Origin of the sequence: Paenibacillus naphthalenovorans (assembly GCF_900099895.1) — a bacterium.
In the GTDB taxonomy this organism is placed as follows: domain Bacteria; phylum Bacillota; class Bacilli; order Paenibacillales; family NBRC-103111; genus Paenibacillus_G; species Paenibacillus_G naphthalenovorans.
Genome location: NZ_FNDY01000026.1, coordinates 16077 through 40001, shown reverse-complemented (window position 1 = coordinate 40001; position 23925 = coordinate 16077). Strand labels below are relative to the sequence as shown.

Annotated in this window: 23 protein-coding genes; 18 read left to right on the top strand and 5 right to left on the bottom strand. The window is 49.3% G+C overall.

Annotated elements, in window-relative coordinates:
• Positions 1 to 5: 5 nt before the first annotated feature.
• The 5 genes from BLT35_RS19645 to BLT35_RS19625 all read left to right on the top strand — a co-directional run bounded on the left by BLT35_RS19645 (position 6) and on the right by BLT35_RS19625 (position 6223).
• Positions 6 to 1967, top strand: a complete 1962-nt coding sequence (locus BLT35_RS19645) for a DHH family phosphoesterase (protein WP_074729531.1) — start codon at positions 6 to 8, stop codon at positions 1965 to 1967.
• Positions 1964 to 2407: a 50S ribosomal protein L9 gene (rplI, locus tag BLT35_RS19640; protein WP_062410213.1), complete on the top strand. Its 444-nt coding sequence runs from the start codon at positions 1964 to 1966 to the stop codon at positions 2405 to 2407. The genes BLT35_RS19645 and rplI overlap by 4 nt, the downstream gene beginning before the upstream one ends.
• Before the next feature lie 119 nt (positions 2408 to 2526).
• Positions 2527 to 3867, top strand: a complete 1341-nt coding sequence (gene dnaB / locus BLT35_RS19635; RefSeq protein WP_082661032.1) for a replicative DNA helicase — start codon at positions 2527 to 2529, stop codon at positions 3865 to 3867.
• A gap of 266 nt (positions 3868 to 4133) precedes the next feature.
• Positions 4134 to 5417 (top strand): adenylosuccinate synthase, encoded by a 1284-nt coding sequence (locus tag BLT35_RS19630; RefSeq protein WP_054816954.1) that lies wholly within the window; start codon positions 4134 to 4136, stop codon positions 5415 to 5417.
• Positions 5418 to 5569: 152 nt separating this feature from the next.
• Positions 5570 to 6223 (top strand): hypothetical protein, encoded by a 654-nt coding sequence (locus BLT35_RS19625; protein ID WP_054816955.1) that lies wholly within the window; start codon positions 5570 to 5572, stop codon positions 6221 to 6223.
• 93 nt (positions 6224 to 6316) lie between these two features.
• Here the strand turns inward: BLT35_RS19625 and BLT35_RS19620 are convergent, their stop codons facing one another.
• Entirely contained in the window at positions 6317 to 6580 is a 264-nt protein-coding gene (locus BLT35_RS19620) for a hypothetical protein (RefSeq protein WP_054816956.1), read from the bottom strand.
• A gap of 233 nt (positions 6581 to 6813) precedes the next feature.
• On the opposite strand from BLT35_RS19620, the gene BLT35_RS19615 reads away from it, so the two are divergent.
• From BLT35_RS19615 to BLT35_RS19590, 6 genes are all read left to right on the top strand, one after another.
• Positions 6814 to 8385, top strand: a complete 1572-nt coding sequence (locus tag BLT35_RS19615; protein WP_074729530.1) for a M23 family metallopeptidase — start codon at positions 6814 to 6816, stop codon at positions 8383 to 8385.
• Between the two features lie 149 nt (positions 8386 to 8534).
• On the top strand, positions 8535 to 9269 hold the full coding sequence (yycF, locus tag BLT35_RS19610) for a response regulator YycF (RefSeq protein ID WP_054816957.1): 735 nt from the start codon (positions 8535 to 8537) through the stop codon (positions 9267 to 9269).
• Between the two features lie 15 nt (positions 9270 to 9284).
• Positions 9285 to 11135 carry a cell wall metabolism sensor histidine kinase WalK gene (gene walK, locus BLT35_RS19605; RefSeq protein WP_054816958.1) on the top strand — a complete coding sequence of 617 codons (1851 nt, stop codon included), beginning with the start codon at positions 9285 to 9287 and terminating at the stop codon, positions 11133 to 11135.
• On the top strand, positions 11132 to 12418 hold the full coding sequence (locus BLT35_RS19600) for a YycH family regulatory protein (protein ID WP_074729529.1): 1287 nt from the start codon (positions 11132 to 11134) through the stop codon (positions 12416 to 12418). Before walK ends, BLT35_RS19600 begins: the two co-directional genes overlap by 4 nt.
• Before the next feature lie 12 nt (positions 12419 to 12430).
• Positions 12431 to 13171 (top strand): two-component system regulatory protein YycI, encoded by a 741-nt coding sequence (yycI, locus tag BLT35_RS19595; RefSeq protein WP_074729528.1) that lies wholly within the window; start codon positions 12431 to 12433, stop codon positions 13169 to 13171.
• A gap of 19 nt (positions 13172 to 13190) precedes the next feature.
• The gene (locus BLT35_RS19590; protein WP_074729527.1) at positions 13191 to 13994 is read left to right on the top strand and encodes an MBL fold metallo-hydrolase; all 804 of its coding nucleotides are present in this window, start codon (positions 13191 to 13193) and stop codon (positions 13992 to 13994) included.
• Positions 13995 to 14000: 6 nt separating this feature from the next.
• Here the strand turns inward: BLT35_RS19590 and BLT35_RS19585 are convergent, their stop codons facing one another.
• Positions 14001 to 14225 (bottom strand): hypothetical protein, encoded by a 225-nt coding sequence (locus BLT35_RS19585; RefSeq protein ID WP_074729526.1) that lies wholly within the window; start codon positions 14223 to 14225, stop codon positions 14001 to 14003.
• 211 nt (positions 14226 to 14436) lie between these two features.
• Between BLT35_RS19585 and BLT35_RS19580 the strand changes: the two genes are divergently transcribed.
• The 6 genes from BLT35_RS19580 to BLT35_RS19555 all read left to right on the top strand — a co-directional run bounded on the left by BLT35_RS19580 (position 14437) and on the right by BLT35_RS19555 (position 20041).
• Complete coding sequence (locus tag BLT35_RS19580; protein WP_074729525.1) at positions 14437 to 15654, top strand: S1C family serine protease; 1218 nt, start codon at positions 14437 to 14439, stop codon at positions 15652 to 15654.
• A gap of 130 nt (positions 15655 to 15784) precedes the next feature.
• A complete protein-coding gene (locus tag BLT35_RS19575; RefSeq protein WP_074729547.1) occupies positions 15785 to 15952 on the top strand; it encodes a CxxH/CxxC protein in 168 nt (55 codons plus the stop codon).
• A gap of 97 nt (positions 15953 to 16049) precedes the next feature.
• Positions 16050 to 16529, top strand: coding sequence for a 23S rRNA (pseudouridine(1915)-N(3))-methyltransferase RlmH (rlmH, locus tag BLT35_RS19570; protein ID WP_074729546.1), 480 nt, complete (start codon positions 16050 to 16052; stop codon positions 16527 to 16529).
• Positions 16530 to 17001: 472 nt separating this feature from the next.
• A complete protein-coding gene (locus BLT35_RS19565; RefSeq protein ID WP_083351354.1) occupies positions 17002 to 17952 on the top strand; it encodes a polysaccharide deacetylase family protein in 951 nt (316 codons plus the stop codon).
• Positions 17949 to 18542 (top strand): RNA polymerase sigma factor, encoded by a 594-nt coding sequence (locus BLT35_RS19560; RefSeq protein WP_254777624.1) that lies wholly within the window; start codon positions 17949 to 17951, stop codon positions 18540 to 18542. The genes BLT35_RS19565 and BLT35_RS19560 overlap by 4 nt, the downstream gene beginning before the upstream one ends.
• Positions 18539 to 20041, top strand: a complete 1503-nt coding sequence (locus BLT35_RS19555) for a DUF4179 domain-containing protein (protein WP_074729522.1) — start codon at positions 18539 to 18541, stop codon at positions 20039 to 20041. The genes BLT35_RS19560 and BLT35_RS19555 overlap by 4 nt, the downstream gene beginning before the upstream one ends.
• A gap of 319 nt (positions 20042 to 20360) precedes the next feature.
• On the opposite strand, the gene BLT35_RS26300 is transcribed toward BLT35_RS19555, so the two are convergent.
• The 3 genes from BLT35_RS26300 to BLT35_RS19540 form a co-directional block, all read right to left on the bottom strand.
• Complete coding sequence (locus BLT35_RS26300; RefSeq protein ID WP_083351353.1) at positions 20361 to 20672, bottom strand: helix-turn-helix domain-containing protein; 312 nt, start codon at positions 20670 to 20672, stop codon at positions 20361 to 20363.
• Positions 20673 to 20953: 281 nt separating this feature from the next.
• The gene (locus BLT35_RS19545) at positions 20954 to 21772 is read right to left on the bottom strand and encodes a DUF4179 domain-containing protein (protein ID WP_074729521.1); all 819 of its coding nucleotides are present in this window, start codon (positions 21770 to 21772) and stop codon (positions 20954 to 20956) included.
• Positions 21759 to 22289, bottom strand: coding sequence for a sigma-70 family RNA polymerase sigma factor (locus BLT35_RS19540; protein WP_074729520.1), 531 nt, complete (start codon positions 22287 to 22289; stop codon positions 21759 to 21761). The genes BLT35_RS19545 and BLT35_RS19540 overlap by 14 nt, the downstream gene beginning before the upstream one ends.
• A 230-nt stretch (positions 22290 to 22519) precedes the next feature.
• On the opposite strand from BLT35_RS19540, the gene BLT35_RS19535 reads away from it, so the two are divergent.
• The gene (locus BLT35_RS19535; RefSeq protein ID WP_074729519.1) at positions 22520 to 23884 is read left to right on the top strand and encodes a sodium-dependent transporter; all 1365 of its coding nucleotides are present in this window, start codon (positions 22520 to 22522) and stop codon (positions 23882 to 23884) included.
• Positions 23885 to 23925 lie beyond the last annotated feature (41 nt).

Genomic DNA, 23925 nt, shown 5'->3' with positions numbered 1-23925 from the left:
ATGAAATGCCGAAGTTCCTGTTGAAGCGATGGCATGGGATGCATATCGTATGGATTTTTGCCTTGCTGGCCGCGTTGACCTTAATTCTTTTTATATACCAATGGGTCATTGCTCTCATAGCCTTGATTTTGTGCTGCGTTCTCGGGTATTACACACTGAAGGCGGAGCAAGCGTTCCGTAAGGACTTAAACCGCTATGTGGCCACGTTATCGCATCGGGTCAAGCGGGCAGGAAGCGAGGTTATCCATGGGCTGCCGTTTGGCATTGTGCTTTATAATGAGGAAAAAATCATTGAGTGGCACAATCCTTTCGTGGCTCACATGCTGGGTGAAGATTCACTGATCGGGAAATCCTTGCTTGAGCTGTTTCCGGCACTTAAGAATCGCAAGGAAAAAGAATTAAAACTCGAAATGGCCATGAACAATAACATCTACGAAGTGCAGATCAATCCGGAAGAACGGCTGCTCTATTTGACCGATATTACACAGCTCAAATCGCTTCAGCTCCGCTATGACGAGGAAAAGCTGGCTCTTGGCATCGTGATGCTGGATAACCTGGATGAAGCGACGCAGGGTCTTGACGACCAGACACGCAGCATCATGATGGCTAAAGTGACCGGTGAAATTACGGAATGGGCGCAAAAACATAACGTTTATCTCCGCCGTACTGCGTCAGACCGGTATTTAGTCCTGATGGATCAAAAAGGGTTGAAGGCGCTGGAGCAATCCCGGTTCGAGATTCTGGACGACGTTCGGGATATCACGATCGAGCATAAGCTGCCGCTGACGTTAAGCATCGGCATCGCTTCCGGCACTTCGTCCATAACCGAGCTTGGGCATTGGGCCCAAACAAGCTTGGATATGGCTCTCGGTCGGGGCGGCGACCAGGCGGCTGTGAAGGTAGGCGAGCGGTTGTCGTTCTACGGAGGACGCTCCAATGCGCTCGAAAAGCGGACACGTGTCAGGGCTCGGGTAATTTCCCATGCGCTTCGGGATTTGATCAAGGATTGCGACAAGGTCATCATCATGGGACACAAATACCCGGATATGGACGCGATTGGGGCGGCCATCGGCGTGTTGAAGATGGCGCATGTCAGCAATAAAGAAGGCTACATTGTGCTGGAGGGAGTGAATCCTTCGATCCAGAAGCTGATGGAGATGATCTACGAGGATGAGACGCTGAACCGCTGGTTTATTACTCCTGAGCAGGCGCTGCAGATTACGAACTCACGGTCTTTGGCCGTTGTTGTAGATACGCACCGGGCGGTGATGACGCCGGAGCCGCGGCTGCTGCAGATGACGCAGCGGAAGGTAGTCGTAGACCATCACCGCAGGAGCGAGGATTTTATTCAAGACGCTACACTGGTTTATATGGAGCCCTATGCGTCTTCCACATGCGAACTGGTGACAGAGCTGCTCCAATATTTTCATGAGCGGCTTACCATGGGCATACTTGATGCGACGGCGCTGCTCGCCGGGATTGTCGTCGATACGAAAAGCTTCAGTCTCCGCACGGGGGCACGGACGTTCGAGGCGGCGTCCTTCTTACGGCGCAACGGGGCCGATTCCTTGTTGATACAGCAGCTGTTGAAGGAAGATTTGGAATACTTCATTCAGAAAGCCGAGGTCATCAAGAACGCGGTCGTCATCTTCGACCATATTGCGCTTGCGGTGAATGAGCCGGGACGTAAATATTCACAGTTGCTCATCGCCCAAGTTGCTGATACATTGTTAACTATGACGGGTATTATGGCCTCGTTTGTGATCAGCGAACGCCCGGACGGTCTGATCGGGATCAGCGCAAGGTCGCTCGGACAGATGAACGTCCAGTTGGTTATGGAACGGATGGGCGGCGGCGGTCATTTGACGAATGCGGCAACCCAGATTGAAGGCACAGTGGCGGAAGCCACACAGCGGCTCAAGCAAGTGTTAAGCGAGATACACGCAGAGGAGGGGCTGTTTGAATGAAAGTCATATTGTTGAAAGATGTGAAGGGCCAAGGAAAAAAAGGGGAAGTTAAAGAGGTTTCCGAGGGCTATGCCAATAATTTCTTGTTTAAACAAAACCTGGCCGCTCCGGCTACCGAGGGATCCATGAAGGTGCTGGAGCAGCAGAAGAAAGCCGAGGAACGCAGGAAAGCGCAGGAGAAGGCTGATGCGCAGGAGCTGGCCCGGAAATTGGAAGAGCTGACGGTGCAGTTGAAGGCAAAATCCGGTGCGGACGGCCGGTTGTTCGGCGCCGTTTCGAATAAGCAGGTGGCCGAAGCGCTGGACAAGCAAGGGATCAAGCTGGATAAGCGGAAGATCGTTATGGACGAACCGATCCGCACGCTGGGCGTGACAGAGGTTGTCGTTAAGCTGCATCCGGAAGTAAGCGCGAAGCTGAAAGTGCACGTAGTGGAAGAATAGGAAAAAAGCCTGATTCGGCAAAGGAATGGATAACGGACGTGAATGTCCGTTATTTCCCTTGTTATCCATGATGAGAAGCTTGAATATCAGGAGGAGATCAGGTGAACGAGAGTTTATTTATGGATCGTATCCCTCCACAAAATATAGAAGCCGAGCAGGCGGTGCTCGGCGCTATTTTGCTTGATGGAGACGCGCTGGTTACGGCGATGGAGCGGGTGACAAGCGACGATTTCTACCGCGGGGCACACCAGCGGATTTATGAGGCCATGATCGAGATTGCCGAGGCCAATGAGCCTGTCGATCTGATTACGCTGACCGCCCGGCTGCAGGATAAGAAGCAGCTGGAGGAGGTCGGCGGCATCAGCTATCTGTCGGAGCTCGCCAATGCGGTGCCTACGGCAGCCAACGTCGATTATTATGCGCAGATTGTAGAAGAAAAGTCGATGCTGCGTCGTTTAATCCGGGCGGCTACGCAGATTGTTACGAACGGGTACTCCGGGGAAGACGAAGTGGGGACGCTGCTCAGCGATGCGGAGCAGCGCATCATGGAGATTTCACAGGCCCGCTCCGGCTCCGGCTTCATTGCGATCAAGGATGTGCTGATGGAGGTCTTCGACAAGGTAGAGTTCCTCTTCAATCAAAAGGGGGGGACAACCGGGATCCGCTCCGGATTTACCGACTTGGACAAGATGACCTCAGGTTTTCAACGGTCAGACCTGATTATCGTTGCGGCCCGTCCTTCCGTAGGAAAGACGGCGTTTGCTTTGAATATAGCGCAGAATGTCGGGGTGCGGGAAAAAGAGACGGTCGCCATTTTTAGTTTGGAGATGGGCGCGGCTCAGCTCGTGCAGCGGATGATTTGTGCGGAGGCGAATGTGGATGCCGGACGAATGCGGACGGGTTTCCTGGAGCCGGACGATTGGGAGAAGCTGACAATGGCCATCGGATCGCTGTCGGAGGCCAACATCTATATTGACGACTCCCCGTCCGTTACCGTAGCCGATATTCGGGCAAAGTGCCGCCGCCTGAAAAAGGAGAAGGGTCTTGGCATGATCTTGATCGACTATCTCCAGCTCATTCACGGGCGCGGCAAAGGCGATAACCGCCAGCAGGAGGTCTCGGAAATTTCCCGTACGCTGAAGCAGATTGCGCGTGAACTGGACGTTCCGGTCATCGCGCTTTCGCAGTTGAGCCGGGGGGTGGAGCAGCGGCAGGATAAGCGGCCGATGATGTCGGACCTCCGGGAATCGGGATCGATCGAGCAGGACGCCGATATTGTGGCATTCCTGTACCGTGACGACTACTACGATAAAGAGTCGGAGAAGAAAAATATTATTGAGATTATTATTGCAAAGCAGCGTAACGGACCGGTCGGGACGGTGGAGCTTGCCTTTCTGAAAAATTACAATAAATTCGTAAATCTTGATCGAACCCATCAGGAGCCGGCGATGGCCCGGTAAGATTTGCGCCGGCCTGGCTTGTTGCACAGGGAACATTTTTTGTTTTAAAGAAAAGGAAAAGAATATGCGGTCTACAGATAGGCATCCCGATTGGAATGCCGCTGTAGACCTGCTACATATGAATAAATTCCGAACAATGGGCAACAGACTATGTTCATTGTTCGTTTTTGTTGACTTTGCAGAGCGGTACTGCTAAACTAATCAATGGTGTATTGTGCCTTTAGGGCAAATAACAGGTGGTTTCCACCTCACGGGGGTAAGTGAATATGTCAACGGTAGTAGTTGTCGGAACCCAATGGGGAGACGAAGGGAAAGGGAAGATTACCGACTTTCTTGCAGAGTCTGCCGAGGTTGTCGCCCGTTATCAGGGGGGCAATAACGCGGGACATACGATTCTTATTAATGATAAAAAGTATAAGCTTACGATGATTCCATCGGGCATTTTTTATGCAGATAAAATATGTGTCATCGGCAACGGTATGGTTATCAATCCAGGCGCGCTGCTCGAGGAAATTCAATATATTCATGATAACGGCTTTACGACGGACAATCTGCGCATCAGCGATCGTGCCCATTTGATTATGCCTTACCACCTTTTGTTAGACGGTTTAGAGGAAGAACGCAAAGGCGAGAACAAAATCGGGACGACACGTAAGGGGATCGGCCCTTGTTACATGGATAAAGCAGCACGCAACGGGATCCGCATTGCCGATTTGATGGATGCGGAGGAGTTTACCCGGAAGGTCCGCCAAATGGTGAAGGAGAAAAACGAATTGATCGAACAGGTGTACGGATCTAAAGGTCTTGATGCCGATTCGATCATTCAGGAATATCTCGGTTATGCGGAGAAAATCCGTCCTTATGTTACCGATACGTCGGTAGTTCTGAACGATCTGATCGACGAAGGCAAAAAGGTGCTTTTCGAAGGCGCGCAGGGTGTCATGCTGGATATCGACCAAGGAACATATCCATATGTCACCTCTTCGAATCCTTCTGCGGGCGGCGTCTGCATCGGATCCGGAGTGGGTCCGTCCAAAATTCAGCACATTATCGGCGTAGCCAAATCTTACACTACACGCGTTGGAGACGGTCCTTTCCCGACCGAACAGATAAATGCAACCGGTGATTGGATTCGCGAACGCGGCAATGAATATGGTACGGTTACCGGAAGACCGCGCCGCGTCGGTTGGTTCGATAGCGTCGTTGTTCGTCATGCCCGCCGGGTGAGCGGAATTACGGGCTTATCCTTAAATTCGCTCGATGTGCTGTCCGGTCTGGACAAGGTGAAGATTTGCACGGCTTACAGATACCGCGGTGAAATCATCGAGCATTATCCGGCCAGTCTGAAGGTGTTGGCTGAATGCGAAGCCGTGTATGAGGAACTCCCGGGCTGGAACGAGGATCTGTCTGATGTCCGCAAGCTCGAGGATTTGCCGGAGAACGCAAGACGGTATGTCGAGCGGGTGTCTGAGCTGACCGGCATCCCCATTGCGATTTTCTCCGTTGGACGCAATCGGGAGCAAACCAACCTGGTGAAGCCCATTTTCTAATTGGAATCCGATCTTATAAAAAACATGGCCCTGTTCTCCTGATGACGGAGAGCGGGGTTTTTTTGCATATGTGCGGACAGCCCGATTGATTTCCCAGAAAAAGGTCAATACTGGAACTATGATCAACAGGCTGATGGGAGATGGGAAGAGTAATGAAATGGATGAGCTGGTTGCTGAAGCTAGGAGTCAGCGCAGCGGTCACTTCTTTATGCTGCGTGGTGGTGACCTTTCTCGCCGTGAATGCCTATGTGGATGTATTGTTGGACCAATATCAGATTCAACGTCCGGGAAATCAAAAGATCGAGTGGAACCGGTTTGTGAACCGTTTTACCGCGCAGTTGGGGTTCGGGACGAACGAGGCGGCTACCCCGCAGCAGCCCAGGGATCTGGCCGTTTCTGCCGATCCAGGCTCGACTTCTTCCGAAACCGGGTCGGAAAAAAGCGGAGGGGCAGACCATGATGGCAAGGCAAGCAAAGACACGGCTGACCCTTATCCGGTTCCGGAGGACGCGGTAGCTGTATGGAGCCGTCAATCCGGTCAGACGGAGCTGCCGGAAGAGGAAAGAAGAATTGTTGTCTCAAGTGAAGAGTTTGCCAAGAAGAAGGATCAATTGTCCGAAGCAAACAAAGCGAAAATTTTTTCTCTGCTGGTCCCCCGGGTACCGCAAGAGGAGATGCAGAGGATTTCCGTTATTCTGGAAGACGGAATCACCGCGGCAGAGCTGAAGGAACTGGAGGAGCTGCTTCAGAGGCATTTAAAGCCGGAGGAGTATCAACAGCTGCAATCTTTAATTGGAGCGCCCTGACCCCGGTTTTTGGGCTTCTGATGCGGCATCTGAAAATAGGGCATGGCAAAAGACTGACCTCATGATCGTTGAAGGTCAGTTTTTTCGTCTTCGTTAGAACCAGCATACGCCGCCATATTTGCGGATGGTATCCTCAGCTTGCCGCCTCCGTGACGATTCCACGATAACCTGCAGCTTGGCTGCGGTTTCAGAGATCGACGTACCGATTCTCCCAAGGAGAGTGATATCAGGCTGCTCGCCTTTCGGGTGTAAAGCACCCGGTTCGAGCTTGAGATTAATGACGCCTTGCTTTAAAAGTGCCTCTGCGGCTTTTTCCATATCGTGTGGATTGCGGAAAGCCGCAATGATATTTTCCATTGTTTTACTTCACACTCCTGTCAGAATTTTTCTGAAAATAAGGGATCACATGGGGTTTGGTTGAAATAAATAGACGGGGTATGGTAAATTTATAAAGGAGTTTGGGCACTTTGGTTGTTGTCCCTGATTTTAGGTGTTTTTATGTGCTAGGGTCTCAAGAAAGCAGTAGTTCCGTGTTATGTAGCACGGATGCCTATCCAATGCGGCAAAAAACAGCTTAAAAGGAGAAGAAGATGACAGTTTTCAAGATGATGGATCAATTCAAGGGTCTGGTAAAAAAGCTTCAACGCCAGAAGGCTGAGAATGGATCCGAGGGCTTGGCTGAGAGCTTAAGGGTCGAACCGGTGACAAAGGAACAAGGAACAACCACTCCTATCCCATTAAAAAACCGTATTATTAAACATAAAAGATTGGTTATTAAGTCCGCAGCCGTATTAAGTTTAATCGCTGCCGTCATCTGGAGCGGAAACCAATACGTGCAGGCGAATATGAAGGATTATTATCATGTGTATGCGAATGGGGACTCGATCGGAACCATATCCGATCCGGCGAAGGTCGAACAATTCAAGCAGAAGAAGCGGGAGCAGCTGACCAAGAGCGATGCGGACATCCAGATGGTCGTAAAGGAACCCAGACTCGAATTTACTCCCGAGAGGGTTTTTGGAACACCGGCAGAGGATGAAGCTGTTCTTAAGCAATTGGAACGTTATTTTTCGGCTTATCCTGTAGGCGTTCAATTGTTGGTGGACGGCAAGCCCGTAGGTATTGTAAAAGACGAAGCGACGGCCAAGCAAGTGCTGGAGCAGCTAAAAGCTAATGTCATTGCCTCTCTGCAGCAGAAAAAAGAACCGGGGAAGGTCGGCATATTGTCCGCCTCATCTGCCGGCGACGCTCCGGTAACAACGGAATTGCAGAAAGCGGATTTCGTTCAGGATGTAGAGATGAAACAATTGGAAATTAAGCCTGACCAGCTCATGAAGCCGGACGAGCTTCTGAATAAGCTGGCGACGGGCAACGCGCGGCCTACAAAATATACGGTTGTAGACGGCGACTGCGTATCGTGTATCGCCAAGAAGCTGAATATTCCAAAGCAAGTGATATACCAGAACAACCCCTGGATTTATAATGATATGATCAAAGTCGGAGAGCAGCTGGATCTTACCGTGATGAACCCGACTCTGTCCGTGCGGACAGTAGAGAAGGTTGTGGAAAATCAGGAGATTCAACACGAGACGGAATACAAGCAGGACGACAGCATGCGGCTCGGAGAGACGAAGGTGCTTTCGGAAGGAAAGAACGGCATGAAGAAAGTGACCCTTCAACTGACGAAGGTCAACGGACTGATGGAAGAAGAAAGCGTATTAAGCGAGGAAATCGTCCAGCAGCCGGTGAAGGCCGTCGTGAAAAGAGGCACCAAGGTTGTATTAGGGGAAGGCACGGGCAAGTTTGCGTGGCCGGTCGTTTCGGCTACGATTACCAGTACGTTCGGGAAACGCTGGGGCGCTTTTCATAAGGGGATTGACCTGACGGGCAACCGCAGTATTCTCGCCTCCGATAACGGCAAGGTTGAGTTTGCAGGTGTGAAAGACGGTTACGGCAATATGATCATCATTAATCATATGAACGGGTATCGTACGGTGTATGCGCATCTAAGCAAGATTGAGACAAGCAGCGGCAAAATTGTGGAGAAAGGCGAAAAGATTGGAACGATGGGCAGTACCGGGGACTCTACAGGGGTGCATCTGCATTTTGAAATTCTGCTCAATCAATCGCCGCAAAATCCGCTTAAATATTTAAACCGCTAAGGATGCAAGCGGCACATAGATCAAGGGACATGGAGAAAGCAGGGCGGCAGGCCTTGCGCGCCATGTCTCTTTTTGCTTCAAGTTGTGGTAAAATAGTAGAATAGCTTCCATGAACAGCTGTTAGTCTTTGACAGGCGGTGAAGGAACGAATGGCGAAAATACTCGTTGTAGACGACGAACAACCGATTGCGGATATACTGAAGTTTAATTTGGAAAAAGAGGGCCATGAGGTCATCTGCGCTTACGACGGCGGAACGGCGGTGGATCTGGCTTACACCGAAGAACCGGATTTGATCCTGCTGGATTTGATGCTGCCGGTGAAGGACGGTATGGATGTGTGCCGGGAGGTACGGGCGAAGCTGAATACCCCGATCATCATGCTGACAGCCAAGGACAATGAGATTGATAAGGTGTTGGGTCTTGAGCTTGGCGCAGACGATTATGTGACCAAGCCTTTTGGAACGCGCGAGCTGCTTGCCCGGGTGAAAGCACACCTGCGCAGACAGACCAAGGTATCGTCCGTACCTGTGTCCCAGTCTCCGGAGGAAGAGCAACCACGGCAGGGCTTCCGAATCCTCAGCTTGTTCATCGATACCGACATGTATGTCGTTTATAAGGACGGTGTACCGCTCGATCTTACTCATCGGGAGTTCGAACTTGTGCAGTACATGGCCAAGAACAGCGGCAAGGTCATGACGCGCGAGCACCTGCTGCAGGCCGTGTGGGGCTTTGAGTATTTCGGGGATGTACGTACGGTTGACGTGACGATCCGCCGGCTCAGAGAGAAGCTGGAGGACGATCCGAGCCGTCCGGAATATATTATCACCCGGCGGGGGCTTGGCTACATGATGCGCAATCCGAAAACAATCGCCGGCAGCTACTAGGCGGGGGCGGTCCTGATGCAGAAAAATCGCATCCGCTTTTTTCAATCGATTCAAGCCAAGCTGATTATTATTTACGTTTTGCTGATTTTGATCGCAATGCAGCTCATCGGCGTGTATTTTATCCGTACGCTGGAAAGCTCGCTCAAAAACGAATTTATGGATAACCGCAATAAGCAGGCGCAGCTGCTTGCGCAATATGCGGAGACGTATTTGAGCGAAAGCCAAGATAACAAAAACACGGAAGCCTTGAAGAGGTCGTACGCGGATTTAAACGAGTTCGTCAACCGGTTGTTTGTGATCAGCAATGCGGAAATCCAGGTGATTGATGCGGGCGGTGTAGTCCTTACTACCTCGTTAGCCAGCAATCAATCGGTGATAGGCAATAAAAATACGCAAACCGAGGTCACCCGGGCGCTGCAGGGCATTAAGGACAACCAGCGCATGTTTACGGATTTTGACGGGGTCCGCAAGGTGGTCATCGCCAAACCGATCGGCTCGGGGGTAAGGGTGCTCGGAGCGGTGTATATCATTGCTTCGATGGAAGAGGTATACGATACGATGAACCGGATCAACCGTTTCTTCATATCGGGTACGCTCATCGCGCTTGCGCTGACGGCGCTGCTTGGAGTCATCCTGTCGGCGACGATTACCAATCCGATTAAGGCGATTACGAGACAGGCTACGGCGGTGGCGGAAGGCCGGTTTGACTTTGACGAGCAGATTCGGGTCATGGGTCAAGACGAGATCGGCCAGCTCGGAACGACGTTTAATATTATGGTGAAACGGCTTCGGGAGGCCTTGCTGCTGAACGAAGAGGAAAAAGAGAAGCTGGCCTCGATTTTGTCCAATATGAATGATGGACTGATTGCAACCGATGACCATGGGCGCGTGATTGTGATCAACCGCAGGGCCAAACAAATATTGAAGGTGAACGAGGATACGACGTTGGGGATGCATTTGGGAGAGCTGCTGAATCTAACCCCGGAGACGGCCCAGATGAAGGAAGAAAACGGAAACCGGTTGATGATGCTGCAATTGGTTCACGAACCGGAGGAAGAGCCGGTGTTTGTGCGCGTGACGTTCACCACCATTTACAGTAAAGGAAAAGGCGCGGCCGGAACGATAGCCGTCCTGCAGGATGTCACCGAACAGGAGAAGCTGGAGCAGTCGCGCAGGGAGTTTGTGGCCAATGTGTCTCATGAGCTAAGAACGCCGCTGACGACGATCAAAAGCTATCTGGAGGCCTTGGAGGACGGCGCCATCGAGGAGCCGCAGCTGGCGGCCAAATTCGTAGGCGTGGCGCGTAATGAGACCGAGCGGATGATTCGGCTCGTAACAGACCTGCTGCAGCTGTCCCGGCTCGATTCGAAACAGGCGATCATCAGTAAGGAAACGACGGATGTGGCTGAGATGCTGGAGGAAATGACGGATCGGTTTTCTTTTCAGCTGGAGCAGCGGTCGATTTCTGTTGATTTGGAAGTGGAGCAGGGTGTGGGTGAGATTATGCTCGATCGGGACCGTATAGACCAGGTGCTGGATAACCTCGTGTCGAATGCGATTAAATATACACCGGACGGCGGGCATATCCGGATTCAAGCTACAAGACCGGTACAGTCGGTGCTGGAAATCTCTATACAGGATAACGGCATCGGGATCCCCCGGAAAGATTTGAGCCGGATTTTTGAGCGGTTTTACCGGGTAGATAAGGCACGATCGCGCAGTATGGGGGGGACGGGTCTCGGCTTGTCGATTGCCCGAGAAATAGTGAAAGCCCACGGCGGAACGATTCATTTGGACTCTGAACTCGGCCAGGGGACGCGGATTACGTTCACACTTCCGTATCAACAGGAGGAGGCGACCGGATGATAGAGCAGTTGAAGACGGCGGTACTGACCCTATTGGTTCTGGCAAGTCTGGTGCAAAGCTACTTCCTTGCTTACAGTTATCCGAAGTTTGATCCGCTGATGCCTCCGGATGAATACGTGAAGACCGACATGCTGGGAACGCAGGCCTCGATCGAGGAGATGCTGTTTTCGGATCAATTGGTGCTGCACCTGGGCAATGGGCAGCATACGGTGCTCTATCCCAATACGCAGCAGTATAACGATGTATGGGAGAATGTAAAGCAGCGTTTTATGGAGGATTTCCGTAAGACGAATGCGCTGCAATTAGGCTTGGATTTGGAGGAAGTGGGCAGCAAGCAGCAGGGAGTGGAAATCCGCTTCCGTGACGGGCTGCCTATGAATGTGCTTCAACGGGTGATGCAGCTTAAAGGGGACTTGATTAATGAGAGTGACCTGATTACGCGGATATGGATTTTTGCCAAGGACGCCAACGAGGTTCGTACCATTCTTTTTACCGATACGCCGAACACCTTGTACGAGGTCACGAGGGCGGATTTTACGGTGAAGGATATCGAGCGTTTTGTCACCGTCGACCCTGATTTCATTCCGTATCGCAAGGCAGCCGCTGGCGATTTTTATTTACCGACAAAGCCGCTGCCGATGACAGGGTATCAAATGGGTTTTACGCAATTCACAGCAGATCAGCTGAAGCGAACCTTTTTCGTTGATCCGAGCGTAACACGGAATTTGACGGAGCGGGACGGATCGGAGATCCACACCGATGGCAAGAGAGGACTGCAGCTCAAAAATGAACAGCACTGGATGACCTATTCCGATCCTGTGGCGCCGGCGGACAGCAAATTGAATATTCTCGATAATCTGCTTTCGGCGGTGCAGTTTATTAACCAGCATGGAGGATGGAACGGAACGTATGCGGTGCAAAAGGTGCCTCAGCGGATGCTTTCAAACCATCAGGCCTTTGTTTTTCGCCAATATTATGGATCGTACCCGATCATAAATACGGGCAACGAAAATATGGGGTTTATGAAAATATCGCTGCAAAAAGGGATTGTCGCGAGCTATGAACGTTCGATCATAACCCCCGATACGAAGGAGGTTATCCGCAAAGAAGTTCAGCTTGCCGGCGGTGAACCCCTTGAGCAAAAGCTTGCGCAGTTTACCGGTACAAAGCAGGTGTACTCGGTATTTCCCGGTTACCGGCCCGTTATAAGGGAGCAAACGATGGAGCTGGTGCCTGCATGGGCGGTCGAGCTTCGCGATGGGACGTATGAGTTTCTAGAATAGGGGGAACAACGGATGGATTGGAGCCGGGCCAAAACGATATTGATTATGTCCTTTCTTCTGCTCAATATAGTGTTAGGCATCCAGCTCTGGTCCAGCCGTGCCGACATTCTTGAACTGGAGGCGAACCAGAGCGCGACGGCGGAGGAGCTTCAGCGGCTGGTGAAAAGCAAAAATATTCAAGTGCCCGCGGACATCCCGAAAGAACTGCCGAGGCTAAAGGAAATTGTGGTCAAATTCGACGAGAACCTGACGCCGGAGGAGCCGATTCCGCTTAAAACGCACTTCAAATTCGACCCTCTGATCAACAAGGGGTCCTTCAAGGATGTGCTCGGCCGGACCGGGATTGCGCATGCCGGAGAGTACCAGTTCGATCCAATGACAAGCCTTGGGGGAACCTATGTGTTCCATCAGATGTACCGTTCACTTCCGATGTTCGAGGTGCAGCTGGAGCTGATCGAGGAAAACGGGCAGGTGACTGCCTATCGGCAGGGCTATGTGGAGGTGCAGTCCGAAAATGACCAGAAGGAACAAAAGGTCATTTCACCCTATATTGCACTTCGCAGCATGATAGAGAATTATTTGCCGTCGGGTTCTGTCATTACCGGCGTGAGGCTGGGGTATCACGGACAGGTTTACAATTCGCAAACGATGTATATGGTGCCGTCCTGGCGGGTATCGCTCGCCAACGGGGATGTTTATTTTGTTCATGCATTTAACGGTGCGGTGGAAGAACCGCAGCAAAACAATAAGTAAGCGATTGGGAGTTATGGGGATGGGAATGCGTTTTTGTATGCTGGGCAGCGGTTCTACGGGGAACGCCATGGTGGTGGCTGCCGACGAAGGCAAGGTGTTGATCGATGCGGGGCTAAGTGCAAAGAAGGTGGAGCAGCTTATGCAGGAGCGGGGAATGTCGCCGCAGGAGCTGGATGCCATTCTGGTGACGCACGAGCACGCAGATCATATTAAGGGGCTCGGGGCGATCGCGCGCAAGTATGATTTGCCGATTTATGCCAACGAGAAAACGTGGGAAGCGCTCGACAAACAGATCGGCGAGATTGCCGAAGCGAACAAATGCGTTATGCAGACAGGAGAAATTCGCGAATTCGGCTCTCTGCAGATTGAGTCTTACGCCATTTCGCACGATGCCGCAGAGCCTGTGGGCTACTGCTTTTATCATGGGGAAGAAAAGTTAAGTCTGGCAACCGACCTCGGCTATATGAGTTCAAAGGTGAAAGGGAAGATTGAAGATAGCGATGTGCTGATCCTGGAAGCGAATCACGATATCGAGATGCTGCGAATGGGCCGTTATCCCTGGAACATTAAACGTCGTATTCTAAGCGATGTAGGGCATTTATCCAATGAAGCGGCAGGCAGCGGACTGGTGGATGTGGTGACGGCGAAGACGAAGCGGGTATACCTTGCTCATCTGAGCCGGGACCACAATATGATGGATTTGGCCAGGCTGACCGTGAATAATATGGTAGAAGAGCGTCTGGAGCCGGATGATCACCGGGCTAAGCTGATGGATACATATCACGACCGTCCCACGGCCTGGGACCGGCTCAGCGAGGAGTAACCCTCTTCATCCTTCAAAACATTGGATCTGGCGGATCGCTGCGGCATCTTGAATTTCCAAAGCCTGTGCTTTGGCGGAAATCTCCTTCGCAGAGAGTATCCCTTTCTCCATGAGCAGTTCAATGACGGCGCTGAGCAGAAGGGAGTTGCGGTAATGTTCTTCCTTCAGGTCGGCTAATTGACCGATCCATGCGATTTCTTCGAGATGGGAATACATACGGCTGCTGGTCATAGGGCTTAACCTCTCTTATTTTCGGGGATGAAAGACTCATGTTCTTATTCTAGTCCAGTGTGAAGGAAAACATTCCTATTTTTTTAGATTCTCAGAATTCGAGATTTTAAGGTACAATAGTTGAAGCAAAAGATGCGGCTGGGATGATGGCTGAAAAGGTCTGGGATTCGCTGCATCACATCTATGTATGGGAATTGAGGGGGCGGCTGCGGTGAGTTTATTTGACGACGATTTCTATTCAACTAAGGTGTCATACAAGGAATCCTTGCGTTATTCCGCGGGCCGTCTGCCCAAAGGGTGGCTTGGCTGGCTGCTCCCGGCTATCGTCGGAGCGGCAGTTACGGCCGTGCTGTTTGTGCTTTTCGGCGGCGGCTCGTCGGACGATCCGGTGCAGCCGCAAGCGTTGGCTGCCTTTGCTCCCGTCCCGGGGAATGTCGCAGTCGGAGAAGAGAATGACCGGGAAATCAGCGATACGGTTGTAAGCGCCGCGGAGAGAGTATCTCCTACCGTAGTGAGCATCCTGGGTACCCGCCGGGAAGGGGAGAAGGAGCGGGGGAGTTCCATGGGGCTCGGCTCCGGCGTGATGTTCGAACGGGCTGGGGATAAAGTACGCATCGTAACAAACAACCATGTGGTTGACGGCTTTACGAAACTGGATGTCGTGACCATTACCGGTGAGAAAAGGGAGGCAGTCTTGGTCGGCAGCGATCAGATCACGGACTTGGCGGTACTGGAGATCGATGGGAGCGGGATTAAGCAGGTGGCGGAGTTTGGCGATTCCGACGCGCTGCGGGCAGGGGAGACCGCCATCGCGGTAGGCAATCCGCTAGGTCTTGGCTATGCTCCAACCGTTACGAAGGGCATTATCAGCTGGCCGAAGCGGACGATCCCGGTAGCTCTTGGCCGTGAAGGCGAGTTCGATTGGGAGATGGAGGTCATCCAGACCGACGCGGCGATCAATCAAGGCAACAGCGGCGGCGCGCTGGTCAATCTGTCCGGCAAGGTCGTTGGCATTAATACGCTGAAGGTTGCCGATATGGGCGTAGAGGGTCTCGGGTTCGCAATCCCGATTAATCAGGCGAAGACAGTGATTCAGGCGCTGATTACAGATCAAAAGATTAAACGCCCTTATATGGGGGTCGTCACCCAGGATCTCCATTTGTTCGCCGGGACCGAGGACTTGAAGATTCCATCGGATGTCAAGCGCGGCGTCATCGTACTGGAGGTCACTGGACCGGCCAAGGTTGCGGGACTCAAAAGCGGAGACGTGATCGTAGAGCTTGACGGTAAGCCGGTGGACGGAACATTGGCTCTGCGCAAATACATATACGGTTATAAGCAGGTGGGTGATAAGCTCGATGTTACCTTTTACCGCGGAGCCAAGAAGAACACCTTGAAGCTGAAGCTGGAGGAGCTGCAGAATCGGTAAGCCATGAGCAGAGTTATCCGCTTGTTAGACCGGTATACATTGAGGTAAACTAGAAAAACATAAGATGATCAATTGTCTGAAGCATTCACGGCTGTTCGGGTTTGTGGGCAAAAGAAAAAGGGGTTTGACGATGTACGTGGTTTGTAAAGATCATTTGGAGCTGGCGATCGATATGTTCGTTGATGAATTCGAGGACGCGCCGGATATTGTCGATTTGGAGGAAGTCCATTTTACGGACTGGACACCCCCGGCGCATTGCGAGCGCTGTTCCGCGCCGGGGCGGTTTTTGGTGGTATAGATGAAAAGAGGCTTATGCCGGAGATGTCGGAAGGTTCGCTTAGGTTAAGCGGTCTTCTTTTTTTGTTTTGTTGGATCGTGAGGAGGATGGATTGGAGTTGAACATTCAAATGATTGCGGTGGGCAAGCTCAAGGAATCGTACCTGAAGCAGGGGATAGCGGAGTATGTAAAGCGGCTTGGCCCCTATGCCAAGCTGCAGATCGTCGAGGTGCCCGACGAGAAGGCGCCGGAGTCCATGAGCGCCGCAGAGGAGGCGCAGGTCAAACAGCGTGAAGGCGAGCGGATCCTTGCGCAGCTGCGGAGCGACGCCTATGTTGTGGCGCTCGCTATCGAGGGCCGTCTGCTTTCGAGCGAGGAGTTCGCGCGGCACGTGCAGGACCTGGCTACATACGGGCGCAGCAGCGTCGCTTTCGTGATCGGCGGTTCGCTTGGCCTCGCTCCCGATGTGCTTGCCCGAGCCGACCTGAAGCTTTCGTTCGGGCGCATGACGCTGCCCCACCAGCTGATGCGTCTTGTGCTGGTGGAGCAGATTTACAGGGCTTTTAAAGTGATGCGGAAAGAACCGTACCATAAATGACGGCTAAATTTTTCGTATGGAAGAGCGTAGAGGCGCGGAAAGAGGCTGGAGCGGGTAAGGTGGCATATGAGATAGATGAGGCCCGATTAGCTTGTTTAGAGGCTAATACGGGCCTTTTAAATAACACGAACAGGGATTCCAGATGACGAACCTTGGCGTGGCAAATCAACAATTCCGCCGCGTGATGATTCGGATGTTCGGAGGGGTGGCGTAGGGCCTAAGCGAAGTAGGCGGTTCCCTTATGAAACATCACCATCTCTAGCGTCGCGTACAACAATCGCTTTCACTATTTACACCACTATATACGCAGTAGGATATTGACCGGAGTGGGATGACCAAACGAAGACAAAATTGTACCTGGAGGGGAGACTTTGCTTGTAGAAAGCATAAGTCCCTTCGCCGTTTTAAAAAAATGCCTTTATCGTATCCGTAGGTCTCCTGTAACCTTTTTGTTTTGTGATACGCCTATAGAATGAACGCGCGTATCAAACAAAAAGAGGGAGAATCGGTGAACAGGTTCGTTTTCGCCTTATTGGGGCTTTTTCTCTTGGCTCAAACGGTGGCTGGGGTAGTTCAAGAATCCATCCATTCTGTCTATTACCGTGATAAAGCCATCGTGTTGTTGTACCATGATGTCGTGGAAAGTTTTGAACCCGGAAAGCAGAATCATTCTACCGTGACCATCGACCAATTTAGAGAGCACTTGCGTATGTTGAAAGAGAAAGGATTCCGGATCATTACAATGGATGCGTTTGTCCGATTCATGCTAGACGGAAAGCCAGTGCCGGCCAACGCGGTTGTGCTCACCTTTGATGACGGGTATGAATCATTTTACAACGTAGCCTTTCCCATTTTGCAGGAGTTTGGCGTTACTGCAAGCAATTTTGTGGTAGGCGTTTCATCGGATTTGTTCAATCCGGATGCGGAGCCCCACTTAACTTGGGATCAAATGCGTGAACTCAAAGAGAAAGGCATGGGAATTTACAGCCACACTTATAATCTGCACCGTTATGTTCAGACCGACCTTCAGGGTCAAGTTGGACCGGCTCTAACCTCTCAGTTATATTTGGAGCAGAAAAAGAGACAAGAGGATGAAAGTGAGTATCGTAATAGGATATCCACAGATATGAAGTTCATGGAAAAAAGGCTGCAGCAAGAACTGGGTTTTCAGCCGAAGCTTTTGGCTTTTCCATTCGGTGCTTATAATACGGCAGTCGTAGAGGAGGGAGGAAGGGTGGGAATCGAGTTGTTTTTTACAATTGAGGAAGGTATGAACGTGCCCGACAGTCGGTTCGTACGAAGAATCAACGCAGGTGAGCCCTATATGACTGCAGAAGCGTTATGGCATTATATAAAAAATATTTTTGAAAAGCACCAAAATGAAGAACCAAAAACCGATTATAGACGCCTATATAATAGTTGAACAGAAATGAAAGGCGGTACTTTATGGAATCCCAAAGTGAACATCGATTACTTGAAGAAATTCGAAGCGGTAAAAAGGAAGCTTTCGCTAAACTGGTGGAACCATTAATTCCAAAAGCTTATCATACCGCTTTGGCCATTTTGCGCTCACCGCATTTGGCGGAGGAAGCCGTACAAAATGCGATGATCGAAGCGTACCAATCGATCAAGGCAGGCAAGGAAATCCGACATTTTAATGGCTGGTTCAGCCGCGTTATAGCAAACAGGGCATTGGATCTTGTAAGAAAGGAAAACCGATTTGATGGTTTGGATATTGAATCGGTTATCGTAAACGACACTTCCTCATCACCTGTAGAAAAAATACTTCGAAAAGAGCAATCAAGTGAGATTTTGGAAGCGGTCATGTCCTTGGATATACAGCAGCGAACGGTCATTGTCCTTTATTATTTTCAAGAAATGAAAATCGATGAGATTGCGAATGTGTTGCATGTTAATGAGGGAACTGTCAAAACCCGGCTTCATCGTGCGAGAAACCGACTTAGCAAATTAGTATCGTTTCCGGACTTAAATACAAAGGTGGCTCAACTATGAAAAATGAATTGCAGTTCAAATCAGAGTTGCAACAGTCCTTATCCAAAGTTGCCGTTCCGGATTCCCTATATCGTTTCGCAAAAGAAGTCCCCGATATTTATGAGAGGGAGCGGGAAACTTCTGTGATCAAAAGTAGACCCAACGGGCGGCACAAGCTCAATCTTTTTTCGATTTTGTCGAAGTCTGCGGCGGCTATTGCCATCTTAACCGGTACATTTTCTGTGGGTGTATCCATGTCCCCCGCATTTGCCGCTTATATGAAAGAAGTCCCCGGATTTGATATTGCTGTTGATTGGCTCAATCACTTAAGAGGTCAAGATGGAGTTCAAGTAGCTATTGAAAACGGGTACACGCCTATTGAGGCGAAAACCGCGCAATTTGGCGGGACCACCGTAACGATAAGTGATATCTATTTAACCGACGAGGAACTATTGTTTAAGGCATTCATTCACACAAACGAATATGACGTAAGGGATGGCAGAAGCAACGTTCATATTGAAGTCGCTCCGATCAATTTACGAGGTGGTGGTTCAACTACGGGCACCACGATTGCCGAAACAACGGATGAAAGCAAAGGACCGGTCCTTCAAGTTTCTTATAAATTTCAGCTACCGGAAAATGCGGCGCGAGAGTTTCTGGCAAAGGAAAAAGAGCTTCAATTTGAAGTGAGGAAGCTTATTTTAAACCGAGAGATTAAACGTGCGGATATCGAGCAAATGGGAATGATTGCTGTTCCAGTCGATCAAAATAAACTGCTTCATAATAAAGTGTACGAACCCAACCAATCGCTTCCAAATGCGGTCTTCGACCCCGATCTGAAGGAACTCATTTTGGAAAAGTTGACCATTAAACCGACAACGATGAATGCGATTCTTTACGATAAAAATGGCTTGACTTTGGATTTCCCGAGAGAAGAGGGGATGGCTCCGTATCTGAAAGATGAGAAGGGAAATGTATATAAGTACGATCCGTCCGGTCCCGCCCTGATGCTGGAGGATGGCAAACAACAGTTGCCGTTTTCGTCGTCAATATTTTTCGAAAAAGATACGGCGGCATTGCAATTGCATATCGGTACGGTTTCGGTAACCGAAAAAGATCCGAGCGGCACCTTCGAACTCTCAAAGAATGATACTTTTCCCAAAACCGTGCAATTTAAAAAAAGACTTATCGTTATTGAGGGAGCGGAGTTCAAAAACGGATACATCCATCTAAAAATTAAAAAGGAATACCCTGATCAAAAGATTTTAGATGGCGTAAGGTTCTATATTCCGGATTATTACGCCGAAATGGCAAAAAATAAGGAAATTGGTAGAAACCTGGATGCCTTGCGTGAGGAGTTCAAGATAGAAGGATGGGAGAGGGCTGAAAGCAGCGATATAGGTTTGCCATACCTTGACCTTTATATCCCCGCACCTATGCTGGACAGCTATACGATCTCATTGCAGCGTGTGAACGCCAAAGTTGCTGTCAATCAAGATTACTTGATAAAATTAAAATAATAATATTCGGGAGTACTGAATATTTTAAAAGCGACCCCCAGTTCCATATTAAATGGTCTGGGGGTTTTATTGTTTTAGATCGCAAAACTGTGAAGATTTAGCCGTTATAGCGTGTAAGGTGAACCGTATCATCGCTAAGGGTAAAATATTAAGGGAGTTCATCAAGTCCCTGAGGCTGTCAGTATTGTTTGATTCAGGCTGTCCAATACGAAGGATTCCAGAGGGGCAATACAATCTAATTGTTGGGCGACCGCTAGACGGCTAAGCAGTGTTGCGGAGTCCTTGTGTAATGCATCGATAGTAAAGTCGAAAAAGAAGATTAATCTTGGTGATCTGCCGCCCGACTCTTCTTGGTGCCTGCGAACAATGACGGCCTCATTTTCATTGTGACTAGTTCCTTATCCATGTTGTCGTACCCCAGCACTCTTCCTCCATTGAACTTGCCTTCCATTGCCCGCTTTTCCATTCCCAGCCTCACTCGGAATTCCAGAGATATATTACGAATGCCTCTTTCCACGTCATTTATATAGCTGAAGATAAGGCCTGATTGTTCAGCCAACTGTTCTCGCGTCATTCCTCTGAGTTTACGTACCCTACGAATTTGTTCACCTACCGTTTGCTTGAAATCCATTAAGTTATCACCTCAACTTCATCTTAGCAGAGTGTGATTGGGACGATTATCCTATGACAGTGACAAATATTCTGGAATTAATAATATTAATATGCTGCGTGTTAGAATGATCAAGGAGCCCATTTTTGGGGCTCCTGTTTCATGTTAGACATATCTATGGTAAAGCAGAGATTGAAGTAGCAGTGGAAAGTAAAGATATATGTCGCAATAACATGACTGACAATTATTCTTGACAAAAGTATTGACAGTACTGCATATAAGTTTTTGTTTTTGAATAAAATTTACTTTTTGTCCGCTTTCATCCACATTGCTTGTTTGTCTATGTTTTGCGCAACCTCGATCAATTGGTTTATGGGTTGGGTTCCGGCTAAAATAAGTGTAAACCCATTTCGCTGCCAAGTTATATAGCTGGTGCGATCATCCGGATTCTTTGTACTGAATTGATAAGAAAGAACATCCGCTTCCAGTCCGTTTAAATCCGTCGTTGATTTGATAACAGGATTTACACTACTTCCTTCAAACTGTGGAAGGTTAACCGCATTAGGAACGACGTCTAAAAGCATCCCCGATCTGTTAAAGGCATGGATTTCATAGCCTATTCCATTATAATCTGTAACCCGGATGCTCCCCTCTTGATCAGGAATCCGTGGTATTTCCATCCCAATATATTGCTCCATTTCGGAGTAAGCAGTAAATTGCTTGATATTTGGGCCCATTTTATCTATAACGTCAAACGGACCATGATTGCCAAAATGAAACTGCGAACCTCGAAGCAAATGTGGGTCTTCAGGCTGTTTTGAAACATCTTCATAGGTCGCGGAGTATATAAAATGTAAACCTGGTATTTTCATTAGGATCGAAGCCATTGCGGGCGAAGCAAATCCGGAATAAATGATGCAGGAGAAAACAATGGAGGCTGCCGCCGTGGTTTGTACCCAGCCCCACTTTAATCTCTTCTTCGTCTCTGTTTTCGCTTCATTCATTTGTTCAGGCAAGCGTGTTAATACTTCTTCTATACCATTACTGAAAAACTCGGGGACGGAGTTTTTCCTTTTTTGCCTCATATGTCTCAACGCTTGATCGATATTATATTCGTTCATTCACAAAACCTCTTTCGTTGTAGTGATCGCTCATGAATTGGGATAATCTTTTTCGTGCGCGATTAAGCCTGGATTTTATTGTTCCCTCCCTCTGTTCCAAAATCTCGGCGATATCCTTAATCGATAAATCTTCCATATAGTGTAAGAGGATGACAGTCCGATGATCTTCTTCCAAGCTGTTGATTGCTTCCTGCAGTTCAATACGGTTTTCGAAACGTTGATCGGCTGCAGGTTCGACTATTTCCCCTATGGGGATTACTTTTTTACGTGATCGGGCGATGCGCATACATTCCCGAATAAGGATGCGAATCATCCATGTTTTAAAGAAGCGAGGATGGTTCAATGTTGGAAGCGAAACATACGCTTTGATGATCGCCTCCTGCGCTGCGTCTAATTTTTCCTGATCAGATTTCAATATCGACGATGCTATGCGATACAGATTTCCCTCCATATTTTTTATCAATCTCGTAAAAGCATCTCGATCACCTTGCTGAGCTTTCCTTACGTCTTCTTCCATCCAGGTTTTCACCCCCTTGAAGTTATTTTCATCTATTTGAGTCCGTAACTATGGGGAAAGGTTTCCACATCCGTTTAATTTAGATCAACTTTTTTTCATTTTTTATTGAATTCTATGAGCACTCGTGATGTCAATTATTGTTAATTATTATTCTCTAGTAGACAGAAATGAGAATTCGTTTTATGCTAATTTAGTATTTTAGTAAACATCTAGAGAACAGGAGAACTATCATGAGAAAGATACCAGCATCCCAGTCTTCTCCTAAGGCAGGGCTAAGCGAACGGTTTACTTCCACCGGGTTTATTTTGGCGGCAATCGGAAGCTCGGTAGGTTTGGGGAATATGTGGAAGTTTCCCTATATTACAGGACAATACGGTGGAGCCGCATTTTTCCTATTGTTTATCATTTGTCTCATTGTAGCAGGACTGCCGATTTTGCTTGCAGAGTTGACGATCGGCCGCGGAGGAAGGGGCAATGCATCCACTTCCTTGTTTAACCTGTCAGGCAAAAAATATTGGGGCATCCTCGGACTGTTCCCTGTCATAACGGCTTTTCTGGTCATGTCTTATTATGCCGTTGTAGTCGGATGGACATTGCATTATACAGTAGAATCGTTCACGGGCTTGCTGTTTCAATCGGGCGTCGACTATAAAGAGAAATTCGAATCCTTTGCCGGCGGATATATGCCGTTGTTTTGGCAAGCCGTAGTTATGCTGCTCACGGGGTGGATTATAGCCAAAGGCATTTCCGGTGGAATTGAAAAGTTTAATAAGATTTTGATTCCAGGCTTTTTGCTGATTTTGCTTATTCTTATGGTTCGATCCCTTACGCTTCCGGGGGCAGAAGAGGGGGTAAGCTTTTTCTTAAAGCCCGATTTTACAAAACTTAATGCGGAATCGGCGCTAGTGGCACTGGGGCATGCATTCTTCTCCTTATCACTCGGATTCGGCTGTATGCTCACTTACGGGTCTTATGTCAAGAAAGAGCAATCCCTGGGTGCCGCTACGCTAGCTGTTGGATTTGGCGATTTGTTTTACGCGTTGATTGCTGGCCTGGTTATTTTTCCTACCGTTTTCTCCTATGGGCTTAAGCCCGGCGAAGGTGTAGGATTGGTCTTTATGGCACTGCCTGTGGCTTTTTCGCAAATGCCGTTTGGATTTTTCTTTGGGGGCTTATTTTTCCTGCTGCTGGCTATTGCTGCACTAACCTCTGCGGTCTCTATATTAGAAGTGCCCGTAGCATACGTTATGCGCAAATGGCAGCTGAGCCGTAAAAAAGCTTCGGTGTATACATCAATCATCTGTTTTTTAGTGGGTATTCCGTCAACCCTTTCCGTTGCGGGAATCCTCGCCCCATTCCAAATTGGAGGCAAAACGATTTTCAATTTGGTCGATTTTACTACCTCATATATATTAATGCCGCTGGGCGGTCTTATCATTACATTGTTTACCGGGTATGCATGGAAACGTGCAGGTGAGGAAGCGGGACTGTCGGGCATCTGGTATAAGCTATGGATGTTCTTGCTGCGTGTAGTGTCTCCGATCCTGATTGTGCTCATTTTCCTGTATTCGGTAGGGCTGATTTCCTTAAAATAACTATATATGAACAAGAAAAGGGGAACAGGTATACTGTTCCC